This window comes from Micromonospora sp. CB01531 (assembly GCF_001905095.1).
Taxonomy (GTDB): domain Bacteria; phylum Actinomycetota; class Actinomycetes; order Mycobacteriales; family Micromonosporaceae; genus Micromonospora.
In genome coordinates this window covers 137,253-155,167 of record NZ_LWLS01000105.1, presented here as the reverse complement: position 1 = coordinate 155,167, position 17,915 = coordinate 137,253, and the positions used below count along the sequence as shown (strand labels likewise).

Here is a 17,915-nt window from a genome sequence, read left to right as displayed (position 1 = left end):
GGCCATGTCGAGCCCAGAGGCATCCAGGGTGGGGGCTTTCGGTCACCCCGTCAGCCCCCTGAACCACTGAAGCCATAGCCCTGCCCCCGCCGCGCTGGTCGGGGGATGTCAGGAGTTCCTTGGGCCGCTGACCGCGGTGACGAGACGTCTCATCCGATTTCTCATCACCTCGGAGTCACTCGATGCCGTTCCCGCTCTACCTGCTTGCCGTGGCCATCTTCGCCATGGGCACCTCAGAGTTCATGCTCGCCGGCCTGCTGCCGAGCATCGCCGCAAACCTCGACGTCCCCGTCGGAACGGCAGGTCTGCTCACCTCAACCTTCGCGATCGGCATGATCGTCGGCGCGCCGTTGATGGCCGCGCTCGCCCGCCACTGGCCGCAACGCTCGGCGCTGCTCGGATTCATCTGGCTGTTCCTGGCGGCACACGTCCTCGGCGCCGTCACCGGGAGCTTCGTCGTGCTGTTGGTGACTCGGGTCGTCGCAGCGCTCGCCAACGCGGGATTCCTGGCGGTCGCACTCACGGCGGCCGCAGGGCTGGCCCCACCGGACCGGAAGGGCCGCGCCCTGGCTGTTCTGCTGTCCGGCACCACCGTCGCCACCATCGCCGGGGTCCCCGCCGGCGCCCTGTTGGGCACCTTGCTCGACTGGCGCGCCACCTTCTGGGCAGTGGCCCTGCTGTGCCTGCCCGCGACCCTCGGTGTGCTGCGGGGAATCCCCACACAAGCGGGACAGCCGGACCGGCCGACCGGACCGGTCCTTCGAGGTGAGCTCGCTCAGCTGCGACGTCCGCGACTGGCCCTCGTCATGCTGCTCGGCGCGCTGGTGAATGCGGCGACGTTCGGCACCTTCACCTTCCTCGCCCCCATCGTCACTGACGCCGCCGGACTGGGATCCCTCTGGGTCTCCGCCGTGCTGGTGCTGTTCGGGGTCGGATCCTTCGTCGGCGTCACCACCGCCGGACGGTTGTCGGACCATCGCCCCGGTCTCGTCGTTGCCGTCGGAGGCCCCCTTCTGCTGCTCGGCTGGGTCGCCCTGGCCGTCTCCGCCACCAACCCAGGTGCCCTGCTCGTCCTTGCCTTCGTCCAGGGGGCGCTCTCGTTCGCGCTCGGGAGCACGCTCATCGCCCGCGTGCTGTACGAGGCCGCCGGAGCCCCGACCATGGCCGGCTCGTACGCCACCGCAGCACTCAACGTCGGTGCCGCAGCGGGACCACTCATCGCCGCGGCCACGCTGAACACCGGTGTCGCCGAACGTGGTCCCCTCTGGGCGAGCAGCGTCCTGGTCGCGGTGGCACTTCTCCTCGCTCTGCCCTTCCGGCAGGTGATCGCGAGTGGCCGACCGACGAGCCAGCCCGGTGACGGCGCAACATCACCCTCTGCTCTTCCCGCCCGACAAGGGAGCTGATCAGCAGTAGGCGGGCGACGGTCTAGGGTCGTCGAATGCGGATCACCAAGTACACCCATTCCTGCGTACGCGTGGAGCACGACGGCGGGGTGCTGGTGATCGATCCGGGTACCTGGAGCGAGCCGCGCGCGCTCGCGGGCGCGGACGCCGTGCTGGTCACGCACGAGCACACCGACCACGTCGACGTGCTCCGGCTGGCCGGCCTCGGCGTGCCGGTGTACGCGCCGGAGGGCGCGCGACTGCCCGACCTGGCGCCGCTGTCAGTGACACCGGTCCGCGTCGGGCAGCGGTTCACCGCCGCCGGCTTTCCAGTGACGGCGGTCGGCGGCCGGCACGCGGCCGTGCACGACGGCCAGCCCGGCTGCGCCAACCTCGGTTACCTGGTGGGTGACGGCCTCTACCACCCGGGCGACGCGCTGCACGTGCCCGACGAGCCGGTGCAGACCCTGCTGATCCCGGGGCAGGCATCCTGGATGCGACTGGGCGAGGCGATCGAGTTCGCCCAGGCGATCCGGCCACGCCACGCTTACACCATTCACGACGCCCAGATCAACGAGCGCGGCCTGGCCAGTGTCACCGGCTGGCTCACCGAGACCGTTCCCGGCTATCGCCACCTCACCGCGGGCGAGACCGCCTGACCTGCCGACGCGGCGACTGGAGCCTCCCGGTGCGCGACTATCGGCAGTACGCCGACCTGTTGCGCCGGGCCATCCGGGCCGCACCCGACATGCGGTATCCGGCGCTGATCGGCGGCGGTGCGGATCGCCAACCGGCGGCACACCAACGGGCGGAGCCGCCACGACGGCGTTCGGGATCGCTCGTGGTCCGACGGGCACGGTGGCGCGTTGGGCTATGGTGTCGCGATGCGGGTCCATGACGGGCGACAGGTGGTCGAGCAGCGCAGGCTGCCGATCCTGGTCGTGGCCGCCGTGCTCGCCGCGTTGGTGTCTGCCACCGACCGCGTCGTCGGAATGTGCATCGTCTTCCGGCTGGCGAAACGGTCGATCCCGGGATGCGTGCCGGTGTGGTCGGCCGATCGGGCGCCGCCGCGCGTGCCCAACATCGCCTGATCTCCCCCGACACCCTGCCGGTCCGGGACCGGCACCATTCCTGGAAGGCACCATGTCCGCGCCCCTCGCTGCCTGTCTGACGGCTGATCGCCCGATCCGCCGCGCCTGTCCGCCGGTGCTCCGGCGGCGTCAGGTGACCAGCTCCGTCACCCGGCGCCTCGCCGTGAGCCCGGACCGGCTCGACGGTCGCCGTACGCCCGCGGGCGACGTCACCACTCCCCGAGGGGTGGTGACATGTTGACCCCGGGGGCGTACGCCCGTCGCGGGCTGCGGCAGATGCTCGCCATCGACCTGGGCACGGCGACCGTACGGCTCTGGTCGCCCACCCTCGGGCGGGTGATCGAGGAGCCCACGGTGGTGGCCTGGGGACCGCCCGGTTCGCGACGGGCGGTGGGCCGTGCCGCCCTCGACCGGGCCACCCATGACGACGCTCCCCTCGTGTGGCCGGTGCGTGCCGGCGTCATGGACAACTACCCGGCCTGCGTGCATCTGCTGCGCGTCCTGGTCACCGCCAACGACCTGACCTGCCGTCCCCACACGCCGGTGCTGGTGGGGGTGCCGGCCACCGCGACGCTGCGGCAGCAGAACCTGGTGCGGGCGGCGGTCCGCCGGGCGACCGACGGCCGGGTCACCGTGGTGGAGGAACCCTTGGCGGCGGCGCTCGCCTGCCGGATCGACCTCGCCAGGACCGACGACGTGGTCGTCGTCGACATCGGCCACGGCCGTACGGAAGTCGTCCGGCTCGCCTGCGGCACGGTGACCGCCGCCGAGCGCGTCGACGTCGCCAACGCGGTCGATCAGGTGCCCGCCATCGCCGCGGTGGTCCGCCGGTTCACCCCACGGGCGCACCGGGTTGGTCCCCGACGGCTGCTGATCACCGGCGGAGGGGCGGTCCCCGGCGTGGCCGCCCGCCTCGCCGCCCTCACCAACCGGTCCGTCACCATGCCGGCGAACGTTCGGCTGGCCACCATCCAGGGGCTCACGATGCTCCTGACCACCGGGCAGGACCACCCAACGGGCAGCGAACCCGGCCCACCCGGACAGTGACGGCGCAGGTGTGCCCGGACCGGATGCGACGGAACCAAGGAGGGACGTGAAGATCAGCGCGCGGCGACTCGTTTCCCGGGCCGCCAGGGTGACGACACCGCGCGCCCTGGAGCCGGCGGTCAGGACCCGGGGCGCAGCGCCGCGAGCTGGATCTGCAGCGCCAGCCGGGTTCGCGGCGCCTCGAGGTCGAGGTGGACGACCTCGGCAAGGCGGCGCAGGCGGTGCCGCAGCGTGTTGGGGTGTACGTGCAGCTGCTGGGCGGCCTTCCTCGGGTCACCCTGTTGTTCGAGCCAGGCGGCGACCGTGACGACGTAGTCGGTGCCGTGCTTGCGGTCGTGGGCCATCAGGTCGGGCAGTGGCCCGCCGACCAGCAGGTCCTCCTGCGGCACGGTGCTGACCACGCGGTGTACGACGACCTCGGCCCAGACGTCCTCGAACCGCAGCACGGATCCTCGCTGCCGGGCCGCGCCGTGCAGGGCGAGCAGCTCCGCCGCCTCGGCGCGTGATCGCGGCAGGTCGACCAGCTCCGTGGCGACGCCGCCGGACGCCGCGCGCAGCCCTGGGTCGTGCACGGCGATGTCGCGGATCAGCCGTTCCAGCCACCGCCAGGAGCCGGGCAGCGCGCCCTGGTCGACCACGACCGCGAACAGGACATCTCCCACGTCCGCGAGCAGTGGCTGGCGCCACCCGTGCCGGCGGCTGATCGACTCCCACAGGGCCAGGTTGTGCACCATCTCCCCGGTCCCGCCGTGCGCCCCGAGCGCGACCGCCCGCCACGGCCCCGTGGGGAGGCCCAGTTCCTCCCGGCCCGTCCGAGCCGGGGCCCGCAGAGCGGCCCTGAGCCGGTCGGCCGACACCCGGCGGGCGACGTCGGCCTGCACTCGGAGGCGGAGCAGGTGCAACGCCAGCACGGACGCCGCGCCCTGGAGATCGCGGAGGCGCTCGTCCGGCAGCGGCCCCTCCACGACGGCCCAGATCGAGCCCAGCAGCTCACCTCCGGCACGGATCGGAATCACGAGCCGGGGCAGCGTCCCGTCCGGGCCCTGCGGCACGAAGACCAGCTGGCTGCCCGTGGCGAGCTTGCGGAAGACGCCCCGGGACCGGAAGTGCGCGATCACATCGCCGGGGACGCGTCGCCCGACGATGGTCGACACGCGGGCCGGGTCGGTGCGGTCCTGCCGCGACGAGTAGGCGAGCACCCGGTACTGGGCATCCTCGATCGTCACGGGCGCGTCGACGATGGCTGCGGTCGCGTCGGCGAGGGCGAACAGTTCGTCGTACACCCCGGTTTCGCCGGTCTCCGGCGAGCCCGGCGCGGCGGCCCTGTCGATCACCCCGCGGAGCAGCCAGACCAGCTGGGCCCACGATCCGTGGCTCTGCAGCTCGACCAGCGTCACCTTGCGCTCGGCGGCGGACGACGTGACGTCGGGGTGTGCGGCCAGCGGAGGCTTGAGGACGAGGCCGGCCGCCGCGGCGTCCGCGCAGCGGTCGATGACGGCGAGCGCCTGGTCCGGGGTGGCGACGCCGGCGCCGAGGACGAGGTCCCCGCTCTGGCCGGTCGGTGTTTCGTCGAGCTCGGCGAGGGTCACGTCGCGCACCTCCGCCTCGCCGGCGGAAATGACGACCTTGAGCAACGCGGCGCCGACCGCGTCCACGATGCCAGCCACGGTGATCATCACCCGATTGTGCCTCGGCATTGTTCGTTTCACCCAATCACCAGGACCAGCATTGGCCTGACAGAACAATGACGTACCGGCGCGGCACGGCCAGGATTGGCGCCGATCCCCCATTGTCGTGAAGGAGACAACGATGCCCGCCATCGAGCCCACGCCCGCCCCTCAACGCGTCGCCGTCATCGGCGCGGGGATGGTCGGGCTGGCCACCGCCTGGTTCCTGCAGGAACGGGGGGTCCAGGTCACCGTGCTCGACCGGACGGGCGTGGCGGCCGGCGCGTCGTGGGGCAACGCGGGCTGGCTCACCCCCGGCATCACCACTCCCCTGCCGGAGCCGGCGGTGCTCCGCTACGGGCTGCGCGCCGTCCTGAGCCCGTCGTCGCCGGTCTACGTGCCGCCGCGCGCGGACGCCCGGCTCCTGCGGTTCCTGGCGGGCTTCACCCGGCACAGCACCGCCGCGAAGTGGCGGACCGCGATGCGGGCCTACATTCCGATGAACCGGCGCGCGTTCGGGGCGTTCGACGCCCTGGCAGCCGGCGGGGTCCAGTCGATGACGCACGAGGCGAAGTCGTTCATCGCGGCCTACCGGACCGAGGCCGAACGGTCGGTCCTGCTGGACGAGCTGGGGCACATCCACTCCGCCGGGCAGGAGATCGAGTTCGACGTCCTGACCGGGGCCGAGGCGCGTGAGGTGGAGCCCTCGCTGTCCGACACCATCGGCGCCGCGATCCGCCTGCATGGCCAGCGGTTCATCAACCCCGGCGAGTACGTGCACGCGCTCGCCGACTCCGTTCGCGCCCGGGGCGCCTCGCTGGTGACCGGGTCGGCCGTCGTCGGCGTGCACGACGAGGGGGCGGGGGTCCGGGTGGTGACCTCCGCCGGCGCGGACGAGCGCTATGACGCCGTGGTGCTGGCAACCGGCACCTGGCTCGGTGAGCTGGGCCGGCGGTTCGGGGTGCGGACCGTCGTGCAGGCCGGTCGCGGATACAGCTTCAGCATCCCGATCGAGCACGTCCCGTCCGGTCCGGTGTACTTCCCGGCGCAGCGCGTCGCGTGCACGCCTCTGGGCGACCGGCTGCGCGTCGCGGGGATGATGGAGTTCCGCAGCGCCGAGGCGCCCCTGGACCGTCGCCGGGTCCTGGCCATCGCGGAGGCGGCACGACCGCTGCTGCGCGGCGCCGACCTGGACGCCCGCACCGACGAGTGGGTCGGGTCGCGCCCGTGCACCCCGGACGGGCTGCCGCTGATCGGCCGGACCCGGTCTCCGCGGGTCTTCGCCGCCGGTGGCCACGGCATGTGGGGCATCACCCTCGGCCCGCTCACCGGCGACCTGCTCGCCGAGCAGATCACCACCGGTCGCCAGCCCGCCGAGCTGCGCCCCTTCGACCCCCTGCGCTGATGCGTCACCTCGTCGTGTCGGCGGTCGCTCGCGGCCGCCGGGGCACGGTCACGCCCATCGCCACGCCGCCGACCCGGTGGCAGCGCGCCCGGCGCCGTCCGCCCTCACGACGGCCGACACGCAGATGACCGGCCCCAGCGGGCGGAGCGCCACGGCGCTCCGCCCGCTTTCATTTTTGAAAGGAAGCGATCGTGTACGTGGTGAGCCGGCAGGACGAGCTCGGTGTGCTGCGGATCGTCCTGGAGGAGCAGTACGAGCGGCACAGCACCCAGCTGGCGCTGCTGGCCCGACAGGCCCGCCAGTTGCCCGGTGACCGGACGGACCTTGCGGCCGCGTCCGCGTTGACCGCCGCGTCGCGGCAGGCGCTGGGCGACATCGCCCGGGCGCTGCACTACCTGGAACAGGGCCGCTACGGAACCTGCGAGGAGTGCCGCGGCGACATCCCCATCGAGCGGCTGGCGCTTCGGCCGGCGACCCGGTTCTGCACCACGTGCCAGCCCGAACCTCACCACCAAGGCCGCCCGTAGCCGGCGCGTCGCTCGCGCACGAGTGGCGGAGGCAGTTTCCGCGCATCAGCGAGAAGGTGAGCCGGTCGTTCCGGTCAGGTCATCTCGGTGAACCGTACCCAGCAAGTGGCCTTCCGGATCGGTGATGATCGCGTAGGTGAGGTGGTGGTCGCGCAGGTGGGACTCGACGGCGGCCAAGGCTACGTGGGGACGCAGCGTCGAAGGGCCGGACTCCATCGCCTCGTGGGCCAAAGCGGTGCCGGGGGCGGCTTCGAGGGCGGCGTGCCGGAGTCGGCCGAGCAGAGTACGGTCACCGGCGACAACAAGGGCGAATCGGTACGGAGAGGCGTCGACGCGGGCCCGAACGGCGGCGAGCGCCTCCTCCGGGCGGGCGGTGGGAACGTCGTGGCGCAGGCAGCTACCCACGGTAGGTGAGCTGGCCGCAGCGCCCTCGATGGGCAGGTTGTGCGCAAGCCAGTCCACCTTGCCGGCCGCGTAGTCGTAGACATCGGCGAATCCGAGGGACTCGAGCCGGCACGCGGCTCGTGGGCTCACGTCTCAAAGGCCGTCCCAGCAGTAGACGATGATCGGGCGGGCGCGGTCGAGGCCTGCAGCCGTGTGCGGGCTGATGGTCTTGAGAGGGATGTTGTGCGCGCCGGGCAGATGCTGGTCGGCGTACTCGGCCGCGGGCAACACCTCGATGAGTTGGGCGCCCGCGTCAAGCAACGCACGCAGCCGCGGCAACTCGATCCGGGTGACCATCAGTCGGCCGTCAAGGCGGCCCCCCGGCGCTGCAGGGCAGCCAGGATCCACTCATCGGGCGGGGTACCACGAACACCATCCGGGGTCGGATAGAGCCGACACTGCAGGCCGTAGTCCGTGGGGTGCGCGGCCGTCGGGTCGACGTCCACGCCGTCGATCCGCAGCGTCGGCGAGCCGAGGAACCGGTGCGCCTGGGCGTCGACGTCAGTCTCCACCGCCTGCTCGTGGATCGGATCCTCAATTCCAGCGGCGTCGAGCAGCGCCCGCAGGCGCGGCATGAAGACCTCATGGCTCGGGCAGCCGTCGAAGTACAACACCTCGATCACGCTCGCCCTCCCCTTCAGGTGTCCCGCCCTTCTCGCCGGCCTACCGGCATCGCCCCGCGGACCCGACTCTAGTGGCAACGCGCCCATCGCGTACCGGATCGATGACGCGTAACCCGGCCGTCTGCCGCACGGCGTGGCAGGATCCGAGGATGCGGATGCCCAAGGCCAGCGAAGCTGACCGGGAATTTTTCCGGTCCATCGTCGCCGACGCGCCGGGAGTCGAGGTCAAGCCGATGTTCGGCAACCTCGGCGCGTTCGTCAACGGCAACATGTTCGCCGGGCTGTTCGGCTCGTCGGTCGGCGTGAAGCTCGCCGCCAACGACCTGGCCGAACTGGCGAAGATCGAGGGCGCGGGACCGTTCGGCCCGGCTGAGCGGCCAATGGGTGGATACCTGTCGCTACCCCCGTCATTCACCGCCGAGGAAGCGACCCGCTGGGTCAACAAGGCGCAGGCGTACGTCGCGACCCTGCCGCCCAAGCTCAAGAAGAAGAAATAGCCGGCACGAGGGAAAGAAGGTGGAGCGATGGCACCACTGGTTTCCACGATCGCGATCGCGCGCCCGCCAGCGGAGGTTTTCGCCTACGCCACCGACCCGTCGCGTTTTCCCGAGTGGCAGCACGACGTGGTGAAGGTGCGCCTGCTCGACGACGCGCGGTTCAGCACCACCCGGCGGATCAGGGGCGCCGAACGCACGATGAGCCAGGAAATCACCCAGAACCAACCGCCGCGCAGCTGGGCGGCCCGGGGCATCGACGGACCCATCCGCCCGAACGCCACCATCACCGTCGAGCCGATCGAGGACGGCACCCGCTCTCGAGTCACGTTCACGCTCGACTTCGAGGGCCACGGACTCGGCGTCGCCCTGGTGCCGCTGGTACGGCGGCAGGCGGGGAGCGAGGCGCCGACCAGCTACCAGAACCTCAAACGGCTCCTCGAGGGCGGCAGGTAGTCCGCACCGCCCCGGCCGGGCGGTGAACACTGAGCGTCTCGCCTGATGGTGCCGGTCGCTGGGGTCTGCTAAACCTTCCGCGACGATCACAGGATTGGGGAACCATGGACACCTGGCAGATGATCAAGGCGGAACGCGCGTCGCTGGTCGACGCGCTGGACAAGCTCTCCGATACCGACTGGGACCAACCGTCGTTGTGCGTGAACTGGACGGTGCGCGAGGTCGTCGCTCATCTCGTGGCCACCGCGAACATGACACCGCCGAAGTTCTTCGCCAAGCTCGTCGGCAACGGCTTCAGCTTCCAGAGCATGGTCCGCAAGGACATCGCACAGGTCACCGCCGGCAGGACCAACGCCGAGCTGGTGGGCCTGCTGCGCTCACGCGTCGATGCGCGCACGGCGCCACCTGGCCCGACCCTGTCGTGGCTCGGCGAGACGATCGTGCACGGCGAGGACATCTTCCGCGCCGTCGGCGTACCACACCAACACCCGGTCGAGCGCGTGGTGGTGGTGGCCGACTTCTACAAGAGCAGCAATTTGCTCATCGGCGCGAAGAGCCGGATCAGCGGCATCACCCTGCGGGCCACGGACACCGACTGGCAGCACGGCAGCGGCCCCGAGGTCAGCGGGCCGGTCATCGCGCTGCTCATGGCCATGACCGGCCGCAAGGCCGCACTCGATGACCTCACCGGCGACGGCGTCGCCGTTCTCCGCGAGCGCGACTGACCAACGGGCCAGCGGTGGTCGGTACCGGCGTTTGGCAGCGGCCGGCGGTCAGATGATGATCACGGCCTTCCCGGTCGCGTGGCCGCCCTTGAGGTGACGGATGGCGTCGGGGACGCCGGAGAGCGGCCAGGTCCGGTCGACGAGCGGGGTGAGCCGGCCGGCGTCGACGAGCTCGGTCAGCGCAGCCAGGTTGTCGCTGCTCTCCTTCGCGACCAGCGGCACCAGCCGCTGCCCGACCCACGGCGACAGGGCCAGCGCCCGCAGCTGCCGGTCGAAGCCCTGCAGCCACTTCCCGGCGCGCGCCTCGCCGCCGACGAGGACCAGCGTGCCCTTCGGGGCGAGCACCCGACGCAGCCGGGACAGCGGCCGGTTGCCGGCGGTGTCGATGACGGCGTCGTAGCGGCGGCCGGGAAGGTCGGCTCGGGTGTAGTCGACCACCTCGTCGACGCCGAGTCCGCGTACCAGGTCGAGCTTGGCGGGGCCGCAGACGCCGGTGACGTGCGCCCCGGCGGCCTTGGCGAGCTGGACGGCGTAGGAGCCGACGCCGCCGCCTGCGCCGATGACCAGGACGCGTTGCCCGGGGCGTACCCGGGCGGCGTCGCGGACGGCGGTGAGTGCGGTCTGCCCGGACACCGGGACGGCGGCGGCCTGCGCGAAGCTGAGGGTGGCGGGCTTCGGGGCGAGCCGGCCGGCGGACGCGACGGTGTACTCGGCGAAGGAGCCGGCGCCGGTGCCGAACACCTCGTCGCCGGGGTTGAACCCGGCGACTCCGGGTCCGACGGCGGCGACCACGCCGGCCAGGTCCATGCCGCGGACGCGGCTGCGGGGTCGGCGCAGCCCGTAGCCGAGGCGTACCGGGTAGGGCAGGCCGGTCATCAGGTGCCAGACGCCCGGGTCGACGCCGGCCGCGCGGACTTGGACCAGCACCTGGCCGGCGCCGGCCGACGGTACGTCGATGTCGGCGAGGCGGAGCACGTCGGCCGAGCCGTAGCGGTCCTGCACGATCGCTTTCACGATTCCTCCTGCGGGTATTCGAACACCTCGGTGAGGGGCACCCCGAACACGGCGGCGATCTGGAAGGCCATCTCCAGCGACGGCGAGTAGCGGCCCTGCTCGATGGCGATGACGGTCTGCCGGGTGACGCCGATCCGGCGGGCCAGCTCGGCCTGGGTCATCTCGTTGTGCGCGAACCGCAACGCCCGGATGGAGTTGGTGATCCGGGTCGGCTTCACCACGACTGGAACCCCCGCCGGTAGGCGACGATCTTCGCGGCCGAGCCGACCACCGCGGAGAGCACGAAGCCCAGGTAGATGACGTTGGCGATCCAGAACTGCTCCCAGTCGGCCAGGGCCATGGCCAGCGCCGCGACGCCGCCGACGATCAGGAAGGACTGGCCGATGTGGTCACCGAGCCGGTGGATCTCCCGGTCCCGCTGGTCCTTTTCGTTGGCGCCCTCGGGCGAGACGGCCGAGACGACGATGTGCAGCGCGATCGACGCCACGATCGACCCGGCGACCGTCGCCAGCAGCGGGCCCGCGTAGGAGACGTCCGCGAGTGGGTGACCGTCCGCGCGCCCGAGCACGATCACCACGTACGCGGCATAGGCGGCGACCGCCACCAGCCCCATGATCCAGGCGCGCTTCTCCTCGAACGCCATCGACCCCTCCCCGAGGTAAAGAATTCTTGACACGGCCGAGTGTCAAGCACAGCCGACACAGTGTCAAGAGTTCTTTACCCATCTGAACGAGGTCGCCCCCCGCCGCTCCCAACAGGGCCCGACGTACGCCGCACCGTCAAGGCGGTGCGATCATGGCGGCTCGACCAATCCGGCGGGCCCGGGTTACGGAGGGTGGCTGCTCTCGTGCCACACGCGTTCATGACGATGGTTCTCGACACGCTCCGGGTGACGACCGACCAGAAGCCCGAAGCACGGCTCGAATCCCGGTCCGGCGCCAACGTCCACGCCGCGCGCACGAGCGACGGGCACGCCGCGTACCTCAAGGTCACTCCCGCCACGCTGGGCGCTCCGGCGATCGCCGCCGCCCGGCGTGAGCTGCGCTTCTACGCGGAGGTTGCGCCGGTCGCGCCGGTACGCGCCCCACGGCTGCTCGACTACCTCGACGCCGAGAGCGGCGTGGCAGTGCTGCTCGAGGCGGCGGGCGAGACCCGACAGGCGCCCGCCTGGACCACGAGCATGTGGGCGGACCTGGGTCGAGACCTGGCCGGCCTGCACGGCATGGCGATCCCGCCGGGTGCGGACTGGCAGCACCCCGATGCGCTGCAGGAAGCGCTCATCGACCCGAACCTGGACGAGATCAACTCCTTCTGGGCCCCAATGCTCCCCCACCTCGGTGAACTCCTGGCCCGGCGGGTCGAACTGATGGAGCAGACCCGAGCACTGCCGCCGGCCTTCGTCCACGGCGACTGCCACACGGCCAACCTCGTGCACTCCGCCGGCGCCATCGTCTTCTGCGACTGGCAGGCGGCGGGCATCGGCCGACCCGCCTCCGACCTGGCCTTTCTCAGCGTCCGCGCCACGCCCACCGGCACCACCGTCCCCCCGGCGCTGGTCAACGCGTACCTGGGCACCCGGGCGTGCGACCGCCGGACGCTGCAGCGGGCGCTGCTGGCGGAGGAACTCGCCGTCTTCGTCTTCCTGTGGCCGGTTTTCGCGGCGTTCAACACCCCGGAGGGAATCGCCCGCGTCCGCCGGAGAACCCGCGAGCTCGCACAGCGGTGGCTCTCGGCCGAGGCGGGCGTCGCCTGACACCACGCCGCCACCGCAGGGCGATTAAATAGATAGGCCTTGATATCGACACGTACCAATTTATAGGCTGGGCCGGTCCCCGCTCGACCCATCCAGTTTGGAGCGTGAACGATGCGTCTACCCAGGATGTCCCGGATCCTCGCCACCCTCGCCGCCGCGGCGATGGCGGCGATCGGCGCCGTCGCCGTCGGCTCGGCACCGGCCTCCGCCGCCGTCCGCAACGTCTGCTACAACACCAGCCAGGCCGGGCCGTTCGCCGGGTACGCCAACCAGGCCGCCACGATCTGGAACAACGCCACGAACAACATCAACATGGCCCAGTGCGGCTCGAACCTGATGATCTACTACACCTACGGCGGCGGCTCGTACGCCGTCCGCAACAGCCTCGGCAACGGCTACGTCGTCATCGACTACTACCAGGCCCAGCAGTACTCCCCGCTGCGGATCATGACCCACGAGATCGGGCACATCCTCGGCCTGCCCGACAACTACAACGGCAACTGCGCCATCCTGATGTCCGGCGGCAGCGCCGGCACCAGCTGCACCAACCCGTACCCGAGTGCCGGCGAGGCCGCCACGGTCGACTCGTACTTCCGGACCGCGGTCCGGAGCGCGACGACCGCCCAGGTCTTCACCGGGAGTTGGCCGGCACCCGTTGGCGCGCTGCGCTGACACCGCGCCAACGGTGACACTCCGGCCGGGTCGGCGGTTCGCCGACCCGGCCGGCCCAGTGATATCGGAACGAGCTCCGCCAGCGGGCCGGTCAGTTGTTCGGCCCGTTGACGATCCAGGAGAGGTTGAACCGCCGCCAGACGATCGCCCGGTGCGAGCGAGGGTCGCTGCCGTACTCGTAGAAGTCGGTCTCGACGAGCGCTCCGATCTTGTAATCGGCGGTCTTCGTCATGCTTGAGTAGCCGCCCTCGTGCCCGACGCCGGAGATCGGCGCGTCGCTGAGGTTGCGGCCATAGGTGTACGCCCGGGCGTCGGCGTCGTAGCTGATCCGGACGCGCATCGCCCGGCGGCTGTCGGTCGACGCCGAGTTGAGGAAGATGGTCCGAGCCGGCGCGTCGATGTTGTAGGCGAGCACCGATCCCTGGCACTCCGGGTCAGGAAGCCCGGTGTCGTCGGCGAATGAGCCGAAACTGGACAGCGTTCCCCGGGCCACCCGCCGGTAGTTGCCAGAATTCGGCCGGTCGTTGCGGTAGAGATTGCCGTCGGGCGTCTGCGTGATCGTGCCCTCGTTGTTCGTCTCGCTCAACCGCTGGTACCGCCATTGCCGCTGCCCGTCCGGGCCTAGGATGCCGATGATGTTGCGGCCCCGCGCGGGGACGACGAGCTCACCGGAGCGCAACTTGATCCCGTTGCCCGGGCCCACCGCATCCCACGCCCAGCCGCTCGGCGTCAGGTCCGCGGTCATCTTCACCGGCGCCGACCAACTGGCGCCGTCGTCCGTGCTCTTGCTCAGGTAGAGGTGACGCCGACCGGCGTCGGTCGAGTCGATCGCCTTGGTGCGTGTGCCGTCCGGCAACGGATCGTTGCCCGACGAGCTGCGGTCACCGGCGTTCCAGGACATGAAGAGATAGATGGTGTTGCCGTCGGCCACCGGCGTGGGGTTACCCCAGGTGCCGGGGCCGACACCGACCACCTCCTGCAACGGCTCCCAGTCGCTCGCCGCCGCGCCGTGGCTCGTGGCGGTCCTGATGCGCTTGTAGACGAGGTTGATGTCGCCGTAGTCGGCATTGTTGTGGCGGCGGCCCTCGGCGAAGGCCAGCAAGCGCCCGCTGCTGGTCTTCACCACCGCCGGGATCCGAAAGGAGTGGAACCCCACACCGCTCGCCAGCCGGTCCGGACTGGACATGTTCGCGCTGCGGAACAAGGGGAAGCCGACGTGGTACTGGGCTGCCGACCCGGCCGGGTCCTCCACCGCGGCGGAGGCGGAGCCTGGGGTGCCGCGACCGCGACCACAGCGGCGGTAAGGCAGGCCAGTCCCAGGGCGACAGCTCGCTTGGCCATCAATCTTCTCTCCTCAGCCCTCGACGGGTGTCGGCGGCGGATGCTAGTCGTCCAATGTGAACGGCCAACACCACCACCGGACTGAGGTTGGGTTGCCTCCCGCGTGGCCGCACGGGAGGCAACCCGCTCAGAGCTGCTGCACCCAGTACGGGGCCACGTCCATCCAACCGTTGGCGGCCGCCCCGTGGAGCCGGCCGGAACTTCCGGTGCTGAGTGTGTACCACGAGTCCACGTAGTCCGGGTCGTCGGTCCACCAGCTGTCCGGCATCGCGTCGATGAGCGCGTTGACCAGCGGGGTGTAGGTGCCGTAGTCGACGATGGTCAGCAGCGCGGTGATCAGCGCCTTGGCGAGGTCGCGGTAGTTGGTGTCGCCGTCGTCCTCCCACATCACCACGTCGGCAAGGTTGTATTTGTAGTTGTTGAAGTGGACCAGCAGTTGGTTGGGGTAGTAGACCGTGCCGTCGTTGTCGAGGTAGGGCATCTCCACGATGTTGACCGTGGCCTTGCCGTCGAGGCCGAAGCCGCCGACCACATTGAAGATCTCGGCGCCGCCCTTGATCCACGGCTCCTTGTCATCGTTCAGCCGGATGGCGTTGACCTTGGTGGCCCAGTAGCCGGCCTGCGTCGTGACCGCGGCCTTCACGCCGGTCCGGCCCTGTAGGGTCAGTTCCTCCCGGAGCTGCGCCAGGCCCCACCTCATCGCCTTGGCCACGTTGACCTCGACCACGAGCACCGGACGGTCGGGGAGCCGGACCGGGTCCAGCAGGACCTGTCCACCGGCCGGGTCGTGGCCGACCACGCTGGTCACGGCGTCGTCGGTGGACGCCGCCGCCACGAGCGGGATCTCGGCCCGGCTCAGCGCGGCGGCCATGTCCTCGTGCCCGAGCCGGAGTTGCAGCACCGACCCGGTGGCCGCCGGCAGCCCCTTCGCCCCCAGCACCGCCCGGTTAGTCGACCAGACGGCGCGGTCGGCCCGTGAGTTGAGTCTGGCCGTCAGCAGGTCCACCGGACCGGCGGTGACTGCCGCGACGACCCGGTTGCGGGTGACCGGGTCGGCGAGCGCGGCGGCGACCTCGCGGGCGAGCCGGTCGGTGGCCGGGAAGACGGGACCCACCCCGGACGGAGCCGCCTGGGTGGCCTGCCGTGCGTCGTCCGGACGGGCCTGGGCAGGTGCCGCCGCCGAGGCGAGCACGGTGGCCGCCAGGGCCAGGGACAACACGGCATGCCGGAAGGTACGTGGATGCATGGGCAACTCCTCTGCGGTCGCGGCGTCGGCTGGTGGCCGGCGCAGCCGGCTACGCCAGATGATCGCATCCATGCATGGGCATTCGTCAATGGCGGACGGCTGGGAAAGATCGGAAGCGAGTCGCGGATGTGAGTCAGGGCATCCATCCTTGTCGCGACGTCAGGCGGCTGGTTGGGTCGACACCATGGCACGCATCGCGTACGACGACGAGGCCGCCGCGGCGTTCGAAGCCACCCGCCACATCCCTGATCAGGGGCTGGCCGCGTGGCGTGCGGCGGTCACCCGGCATCTGGACCCCAGGCCCGGCGCGCGGGTGCTCGACCTCGGCGCGGGTACGGGCAGGTGGGCGGCGGCCTTCACCGACTGGTACGACGACCTGGACGTCATCGCCGTCGAGCCGTCCGCGGCCATGCGGGCCCGCTGCGTTCATCCCCGGGTGCTGCCGGGCGACGCCGCCAACATTCCCCTGCCCGACCACAGCGTGGACGCGGCCTGGCTGTCGACCGTGATCCACCATGTACCGGATCTGGCGGCCGCGGCGCGGGAACTGCGCCGCGTGGTACGCGGCGGCGGCCCGGTGTTGATCCGGTCAGCTTTCGCCGGCCGGCACGAGGCGATCACGCTGTTCCGGTTCTTCCCGGAGGCCATCCGGGTCCTGGATACGTTTCCGAGCGTGGCCGACGTCGCGGCGACCTTCGGCGCGTGCGGGTTCGCCGTCACCGCATTCGACCAGATCCCGCAGACGACCGCGTCATCGCTGAGCGAGTGCGCGACCAGACTGCGCCGGGAGGCGCACACGCCGCTGCAACTGATCACTGACGACGAGTACGCCGCCGGGCTGGCCCGGCTCCACCGGGCTGCCCGATCGGAGCACGGTCCGGTGATCGACGCCCTGGACCTGCTGGTCCTTCGCTAACGCCTCGCCGCGACCCGTCCGTCCGGCGGACTCGCTGGCAACGACCACCGCTCAGGTTGACGGAGGGTCAGTCGCGGGCGGCGACCAGGGCGCCGACCGCACCTGCCGCCACGGTCAGGCCGGCGGCGGCGACCAGCCGGTGCCGGGACAGCCACGCCTGGGCGCTGTGGCTGTGCGCTCGCCCGGTGAAGCTGCCCTGGGCACCGAAGTCGTGGCCGCCCGGCCCGTCGATCGGCTGCCACAGGTTCGTCGGCCGGTGCGGGTCGGCCGACTGGTCGGTCTGCTGGGACTGGTAGCCGGTCCGGGCCAGGTAGCGGTCGAGCAGGCCCGGCGCGATGCGGTTGCCCAGGATGGTCAGGGCCGTGGAGGCGCCGACCCAGTATTCGCGGCGGCCGGGCCGGTCCGCGGCGCCCACGATGGCCCGAGCCGCCACCTCCGGCTCGTAGATCGGCGGTACCGGCTGGGCGTTGCGGGGCAGCCGGGACAGCAGCCAGTCGAACTGGGGTGTGTTGACCGCGGGCAGGTGGACCATGGTCAGCCTGATCTTGCTCTTGTCGTGCATCAGCTCGCACCGCAGCGACTCGGTGAACCCGACGATCGCGTGCTTGGCCCCGCAGTAGGTGGCCTGCAGCGGGATCCCGCGGTACGCCAGCGCCGATCCGACCTGCACGATCGTCCCACGGTCGTGGGGCGTCATGTGGGCGAGCGCGACCCGGGTGCCGTGCACGTACCCCAGGTAGGTGACCTCCATCGCGCGCCGGAACTCCTCCGGCCGGGTCTCCTGGAAAGGCGCGAAGACGGAGCTGAAGGCGTTGTTGATCCACAGGTCGATCGGGCCGAGCTCGTCCGCCACCCGCTGCCCGGCGGCGACGACCTGGTCGTAGTCGGCCATGTCCACCTCGACGGGCAGGGCCCGGCTGCCGGCCGCCCGGACCTCGGCGGCGGCGGCGTCGAGTCCGGTGCGTCCCCGGGCCAGCAGCGCGATGGCGATGCCCCGCCGGGCGAGCAGCCGGGCGGTGGCCCGGCCCACTCCGGCACTGGCGCCGGTGATCACCGCAACCTGTGCCTGCCGTCTGGTTCGCCGCATGTCGCCCTCCCAGCGTCGCCTG

22 protein-coding genes are annotated in these 17,915 nt (G+C 71.3%); 12 read left to right on the top strand and 10 right to left on the bottom strand.

Going from position 1 to position 17,915, the window contains the following annotated elements:
• Window positions 1-182 precede the first annotated feature (182 nt).
• From A6A27_RS32315 to A6A27_RS32300, 4 genes are all read left to right on the top strand, one after another.
• A complete protein-coding gene (locus A6A27_RS32315) occupies window positions 183-1,406 on the top strand; it encodes a Cmx/CmrA family chloramphenicol efflux MFS transporter (RefSeq protein WP_073838414.1) in 1,224 nt (407 codons plus the stop codon).
• A gap of 35 nt (window positions 1,407-1,441) precedes the next feature.
• Complete coding sequence (locus A6A27_RS32310) at window positions 1,442-2,044, top strand: MBL fold metallo-hydrolase (protein ID WP_073838413.1); 603 nt, start codon at window positions 1,442-1,444, stop codon at window positions 2,042-2,044.
• A gap of 117 nt (window positions 2,045-2,161) precedes the next feature.
• Window positions 2,162-2,476 (top strand): hypothetical protein, encoded by a 315-nt coding sequence (locus tag A6A27_RS32305; RefSeq protein ID WP_241825549.1) that lies wholly within the window; start codon window positions 2,162-2,164, stop codon window positions 2,474-2,476.
• Window positions 2,477-2,710: 234 nt separating this feature from the next.
• Window positions 2,711-3,523 (top strand): rod shape-determining protein, encoded by an 813-nt coding sequence (locus A6A27_RS32300; protein WP_073838412.1) that lies wholly within the window; start codon window positions 2,711-2,713, stop codon window positions 3,521-3,523.
• A gap of 119 nt (window positions 3,524-3,642) precedes the next feature.
• Here the strand turns inward: A6A27_RS32300 and A6A27_RS32295 are convergent, their stop codons facing one another.
• Complete coding sequence (locus A6A27_RS32295; RefSeq protein ID WP_073838411.1) at window positions 3,643-5,199, bottom strand: helix-turn-helix domain-containing protein; 1,557 nt, start codon at window positions 5,197-5,199, stop codon at window positions 3,643-3,645.
• A gap of 133 nt (window positions 5,200-5,332) precedes the next feature.
• Between A6A27_RS32295 and A6A27_RS32290 the strand changes: the two genes are divergently transcribed.
• Together A6A27_RS32290 and A6A27_RS32285 are read left to right on the top strand one after the other, a co-directional pair.
• Window positions 5,333-6,595, top strand: coding sequence for an NAD(P)/FAD-dependent oxidoreductase (locus tag A6A27_RS32290; protein WP_073838410.1), 1,263 nt, complete (start codon window positions 5,333-5,335; stop codon window positions 6,593-6,595).
• Window positions 6,596-6,786: 191 nt separating this feature from the next.
• A complete protein-coding gene (locus A6A27_RS32285) occupies window positions 6,787-7,122 on the top strand; it encodes a TraR/DksA family transcriptional regulator (RefSeq protein ID WP_073838409.1) in 336 nt (111 codons plus the stop codon).
• Window positions 7,123-7,167: 45 nt separating this feature from the next.
• Here A6A27_RS32285 and A6A27_RS32280 read toward each other — a convergent pair whose 3' ends face one another.
• The 3 genes from A6A27_RS32280 to A6A27_RS32270 are packed head-to-tail and all read right to left on the bottom strand — an operon-like array spanning window position 7,168 to window position 8,189.
• On the bottom strand, window positions 7,168-7,656 hold the full coding sequence (locus A6A27_RS32280; protein WP_073838408.1) for a CBS domain-containing protein: 489 nt from the start codon (window positions 7,654-7,656) through the stop codon (window positions 7,168-7,170).
• 3 nt (window positions 7,657-7,659) lie between these two features.
• A complete protein-coding gene (locus tag A6A27_RS32275) occupies window positions 7,660-7,863 on the bottom strand; it encodes a rhodanese-like domain-containing protein (protein ID WP_073838407.1) in 204 nt (67 codons plus the stop codon).
• Complete coding sequence (locus A6A27_RS32270) at window positions 7,863-8,189, bottom strand: DF family (seleno)protein (RefSeq protein WP_083673030.1); 327 nt, start codon at window positions 8,187-8,189, stop codon at window positions 7,863-7,865. The genes A6A27_RS32275 and A6A27_RS32270 overlap by 1 nt, the downstream gene beginning before the upstream one ends.
• A gap of 149 nt (window positions 8,190-8,338) precedes the next feature.
• On the opposite strand from A6A27_RS32270, the gene A6A27_RS32265 reads away from it, so the two are divergent.
• From A6A27_RS32265 to A6A27_RS32255, 3 genes are all read left to right on the top strand, one after another.
• Complete coding sequence (locus tag A6A27_RS32265; protein WP_073838406.1) at window positions 8,339-8,686, top strand: TfoX/Sxy family protein; 348 nt, start codon at window positions 8,339-8,341, stop codon at window positions 8,684-8,686.
• A gap of 27 nt (window positions 8,687-8,713) precedes the next feature.
• Window positions 8,714-9,139, top strand: a complete 426-nt coding sequence (locus A6A27_RS32260; protein WP_073838405.1) for an SRPBCC family protein — start codon at window positions 8,714-8,716, stop codon at window positions 9,137-9,139.
• A gap of 104 nt (window positions 9,140-9,243) precedes the next feature.
• A complete protein-coding gene (locus A6A27_RS32255; RefSeq protein WP_073838404.1) occupies window positions 9,244-9,864 on the top strand; it encodes a maleylpyruvate isomerase family mycothiol-dependent enzyme in 621 nt (206 codons plus the stop codon).
• Window positions 9,865-9,912: 48 nt separating this feature from the next.
• Here the strand turns inward: A6A27_RS32255 and A6A27_RS32250 are convergent, their stop codons facing one another.
• The 3 genes from A6A27_RS32250 to A6A27_RS32240 are packed head-to-tail and all read right to left on the bottom strand — an operon-like array spanning window position 9,913 to window position 11,521.
• Window positions 9,913-10,878, bottom strand: coding sequence for an NAD(P)-dependent alcohol dehydrogenase (locus A6A27_RS32250; RefSeq protein ID WP_073838403.1), 966 nt, complete (start codon window positions 10,876-10,878; stop codon window positions 9,913-9,915).
• Entirely contained in the window at window positions 10,875-11,099 is a 225-nt protein-coding gene (locus tag A6A27_RS32245; RefSeq protein WP_073838402.1) for a helix-turn-helix transcriptional regulator, read from the bottom strand. The genes A6A27_RS32250 and A6A27_RS32245 overlap by 4 nt, the downstream gene beginning before the upstream one ends.
• Window positions 11,093-11,521, bottom strand: a complete 429-nt coding sequence (locus A6A27_RS32240) for a hypothetical protein (RefSeq protein WP_073838401.1) — start codon at window positions 11,519-11,521, stop codon at window positions 11,093-11,095. The genes A6A27_RS32245 and A6A27_RS32240 overlap by 7 nt, the downstream gene beginning before the upstream one ends.
• Before the next feature lie 204 nt (window positions 11,522-11,725).
• On the opposite strand from A6A27_RS32240, the gene A6A27_RS32235 reads away from it, so the two are divergent.
• The gene (locus A6A27_RS32235; protein WP_143194277.1) at window positions 11,726-12,631 is read left to right on the top strand and encodes a phosphotransferase family protein; all 906 of its coding nucleotides are present in this window, start codon (window positions 11,726-11,728) and stop codon (window positions 12,629-12,631) included.
• A 111-nt stretch (window positions 12,632-12,742) separates the two neighbouring features.
• The gene (locus tag A6A27_RS32230; protein WP_073838399.1) at window positions 12,743-13,303 is read left to right on the top strand and encodes a snapalysin family zinc-dependent metalloprotease; all 561 of its coding nucleotides are present in this window, start codon (window positions 12,743-12,745) and stop codon (window positions 13,301-13,303) included.
• A 91-nt stretch (window positions 13,304-13,394) separates the two neighbouring features.
• On the opposite strand, the gene A6A27_RS32225 is transcribed toward A6A27_RS32230, so the two are convergent.
• Together A6A27_RS32225 and A6A27_RS32220 are read right to left on the bottom strand one after the other, a co-directional pair.
• The gene (locus tag A6A27_RS32225) at window positions 13,395-14,555 is read right to left on the bottom strand and encodes an exo-alpha-sialidase (RefSeq protein ID WP_073838398.1); all 1,161 of its coding nucleotides are present in this window, start codon (window positions 14,553-14,555) and stop codon (window positions 13,395-13,397) included.
• Window positions 14,556-14,771: 216 nt separating this feature from the next.
• Complete coding sequence (locus A6A27_RS32220; protein ID WP_073838528.1) at window positions 14,772-15,890, bottom strand: DUF3103 family protein; 1,119 nt, start codon at window positions 15,888-15,890, stop codon at window positions 14,772-14,774.
• Window positions 15,891-16,074: 184 nt separating this feature from the next.
• On the opposite strand from A6A27_RS32220, the gene A6A27_RS32215 reads away from it, so the two are divergent.
• The gene (locus A6A27_RS32215) at window positions 16,075-16,806 is read left to right on the top strand and encodes a class I SAM-dependent methyltransferase (RefSeq protein ID WP_073838397.1); all 732 of its coding nucleotides are present in this window, start codon (window positions 16,075-16,077) and stop codon (window positions 16,804-16,806) included.
• Window positions 16,807-16,873: 67 nt separating this feature from the next.
• Here the strand turns inward: A6A27_RS32215 and A6A27_RS32210 are convergent, their stop codons facing one another.
• A complete protein-coding gene (locus A6A27_RS32210; RefSeq protein ID WP_073838396.1) occupies window positions 16,874-17,893 on the bottom strand; it encodes an SDR family oxidoreductase in 1,020 nt (339 codons plus the stop codon).
• Window positions 17,894-17,915: the final 22 nt, after the last annotated feature.

Coding starts and splice junctions, on each gene's coding strand:
- A6A27_RS32210 (WP_073838396.1), bottom strand. CDS start 17,893: ATGCGGCGAACCAGACGGCAGGCACAGGTTGCGGTGATCACCGGCGCC.
- A6A27_RS32300 (WP_073838412.1), top strand. CDS start 2,711: ATGTTGACCCCGGGGGCGTACGCCCGTCGCGGGCTGCGGCAGATGCTC.
- A6A27_RS32215 (WP_073838397.1), top strand. CDS start 16,075: ATGGCACGCATCGCGTACGACGACGAGGCCGCCGCGGCGTTCGAAGCC.
- A6A27_RS32230 (WP_073838399.1), top strand. CDS start 12,743: ATGCGTCTACCCAGGATGTCCCGGATCCTCGCCACCCTCGCCGCCGCG.
- A6A27_RS32315 (WP_073838414.1), top strand. CDS start 183: ATGCCGTTCCCGCTCTACCTGCTTGCCGTGGCCATCTTCGCCATGGGC.
- A6A27_RS32265 (WP_073838406.1), top strand. CDS start 8,339: ATGCGGATGCCCAAGGCCAGCGAAGCTGACCGGGAATTTTTCCGGTCC.
- A6A27_RS32240 (WP_073838401.1), bottom strand. CDS start 11,521: ATGGCGTTCGAGGAGAAGCGCGCCTGGATCATGGGGCTGGTGGCGGTC.
- A6A27_RS32260 (WP_073838405.1), top strand. CDS start 8,714: ATGGCACCACTGGTTTCCACGATCGCGATCGCGCGCCCGCCAGCGGAG.
- A6A27_RS32255 (WP_073838404.1), top strand. CDS start 9,244: ATGGACACCTGGCAGATGATCAAGGCGGAACGCGCGTCGCTGGTCGAC.
- A6A27_RS32310 (WP_073838413.1), top strand. CDS start 1,442: ATGCGGATCACCAAGTACACCCATTCCTGCGTACGCGTGGAGCACGAC.
- A6A27_RS32295 (WP_073838411.1), bottom strand. CDS start 5,199: ATGATCACCGTGGCTGGCATCGTGGACGCGGTCGGCGCCGCGTTGCTC.
- A6A27_RS32290 (WP_073838410.1), top strand. CDS start 5,333: ATGCCCGCCATCGAGCCCACGCCCGCCCCTCAACGCGTCGCCGTCATC.
- A6A27_RS32275 (WP_073838407.1), bottom strand. CDS start 7,863: ATGGTCACCCGGATCGAGTTGCCGCGGCTGCGTGCGTTGCTTGACGCG.
- A6A27_RS32220 (WP_073838528.1), bottom strand. CDS start 15,890: ATGCATCCACGTACCTTCCGGCATGCCGTGTTGTCCCTGGCCCTGGCG.